Source organism: uncultured Candidatus Puniceispirillum sp., from assembly GCF_963979125.1.
Taxonomy (GTDB): domain Bacteria; phylum Pseudomonadota; class Alphaproteobacteria; order Puniceispirillales; family Puniceispirillaceae; genus Puniceispirillum.
The window spans coordinates 1-1,845 of record NZ_CAXBVX010000182.1 but is presented as its reverse complement, the minus strand read 5'-3'; the positions used below and the strand labels follow the sequence as shown (position 1 = coordinate 1,845).

Here is a 1,845-nt window from a genome sequence, read left to right as displayed (position 1 = left end):
TGGAACGTGCAGGCACGCGGGCTGGCCATCAATATAATCTTTTAGGACATATAGGATCGAATGCCAGCGGCGTCATGGTCGAACCTTATCTGATTACACTGAATGAGGAATCAGATATTTTTCCAACCTTTCAGCATGACGGTATAGAGATGCTTTATATGCTTGAAGGTGAAGTAAGTTACCGACATGGCGACAATCTATATGTCTTGAAATCAGGTGACACTTTGTTTTTTGATGCCGATGCCCCGCATGGTCCGGAAATTTTGCATAAATTACCAGCGCGTTATCTTTCAATCATTTCCTATCCTCAGGTGCTTTGAAATCACTCTGGTATACATTAAAAAGCCAATTCTGCAGGGATCAATCCACGTAACGAATTACCCATAAATAATGCCTTAGCTTTTCGGGCATCATCTAAGGTCAGCACCGCCTCAATCGCTTGGTCAGCTTGCAACAAGCTCTCACGCAGGATGCCTGGCAACAGCCCACATTCAAGCGGTGGTGTTTTCAATATCCCATTCCCATCATCAATAAATAATGATGTGATTGTTCCTTCACATAATTCGTCGCGCTGATTGAGATAAATCATTTCATCAAATTGCGGCATATCACCACCGCAGAATGTTTCCCGATCCTCAGCATATAGATTTCGATTGCTGGTTTTATGCCGCAACCACATATCACCAGAATCTAATTTTGAGTCAGCTAGTCCCAATCGCCATTTCGATGTAACAGACAACGGTGCATCTGCAACGTCAACTTCAAGTTCACCATCTTCAAACAGGATGATGCGCACACGTTTATCATCAAGCACCCCCTTAAGCTCATTATCTAGAGTGGCATGAATTGCACGTGGATCAAACGGCATATCAAACCGCCGCGCTGAAGAAGCCATGCGGCGTAAATGCGCATTCCCTCGATCAAATCCACCTGGATCAAACTCTGATGCAGGCCGCCAACGCATGGTTTCGAAAATATGAAAATCTACCATTATCCTGACAACCTAACTAACTTTGGCTTTTTGACATATATGAACAAAATTCTGGATCATCGTCATACCATCCTCGGTCATAATTGATTCAGGATGAAACTGAACACCGTAAAGCTGAGCAGACTGATCCTCTACAGCCATGATTTCGGCTATTTCATCTGCCGTTTTAGCAACAATGTTAAGCGGTTTATTAGTTGCATTTTTATCAATAGAAAGAGAATGATAACGCCCAACTTTAGTATTTTGCTTTATACCAGAAAAAAGCCCCTGACCATGATGTGTGATTGGACTTGCTTTACCATGCGAAATTCTATCCGCGGCATTAACTTCAATCCCCATCGAACAAGCGATAATCTGGTGCCCCAAGCAAATGCCTAGAACCGGCACCTTGCCACGCATAGCCGCAAGAATATCAAAACTATTTCCCGATTCTTCTGGGCGACCAGGTCCAGGCGACAACACTAACCCTGTTGGCGCTTTATCGATCACGGATTGTACTGTAGCCATATCATTCTTATGTACTTCAACGGCAACACCTGTCGCGGCAAAATATTGGGCGATGATATAGGTAAATGAATCATAATTATCGATAATGGTAATCATCAACTGGCCTTTAACTTGGAATATGCTATTGAAGCCAATAATGGATTGCCAGCCATCATCACCCTCTCAAGAAACGCCATTTTTGCCGCACATTCGGCATATTCAGTATCGCCATTGGACTCATGCACGATGCCACCACCAACACCAAATTCTGCATGCCCATTAGCACTCACTGACAAGGTGCGGATAGCAACGTTGAAACACATATCACGATTAGGCAAAATATAGCCTATAGACCCTGTATAGATTCC

4 protein-coding genes are annotated in these 1,845 nt (G+C 43.5%); 1 reads left to right on the top strand and 3 read right to left on the bottom strand.

Annotated elements, in window-relative coordinates; genetic code table 11:
- Positions 1–320: cupin domain-containing protein (locus ABNT28_RS10995; protein ID WP_348721628.1), on the top strand; the 320-nt coding region annotated here is incomplete at its 5' end.
- Between the two features lie 17 nt (positions 321–337).
- On the opposite strand, the gene ABNT28_RS10990 is transcribed toward ABNT28_RS10995, so the two are convergent.
- The 3 genes from ABNT28_RS10990 to ABNT28_RS10980 all read right to left on the bottom strand — a co-directional run.
- Positions 338–991, bottom strand: a complete 654-nt coding sequence (locus ABNT28_RS10990; RefSeq protein WP_332925249.1) for an aminotransferase class IV family protein — start codon at positions 989–991, stop codon at positions 338–340.
- Positions 992–1,003: 12 nt separating this feature from the next.
- Positions 1,004–1,594 (bottom strand): aminodeoxychorismate/anthranilate synthase component II, encoded by a 591-nt coding sequence (locus ABNT28_RS10985; protein ID WP_348721627.1) that lies wholly within the window; start codon positions 1,592–1,594, stop codon positions 1,004–1,006.
- On the bottom strand, positions 1,594–1,845 hold a 252-nt coding region (locus ABNT28_RS10980), incomplete at its 5' end, for a chorismate-binding protein (protein WP_348721626.1). The genes ABNT28_RS10985 and ABNT28_RS10980, both read right to left, overlap by 1 nt.

Coding starts and splice junctions, on each gene's coding strand:
- ABNT28_RS10990 (WP_332925249.1), bottom strand. CDS start 991: ATGGTAGATTTTCATATTTTCGAAACCATGCGTTGGCGGCCTGCATCA.
- ABNT28_RS10985 (WP_348721627.1), bottom strand. CDS start 1,594: ATGATTACCATTATCGATAATTATGATTCATTTACCTATATCATCGCC.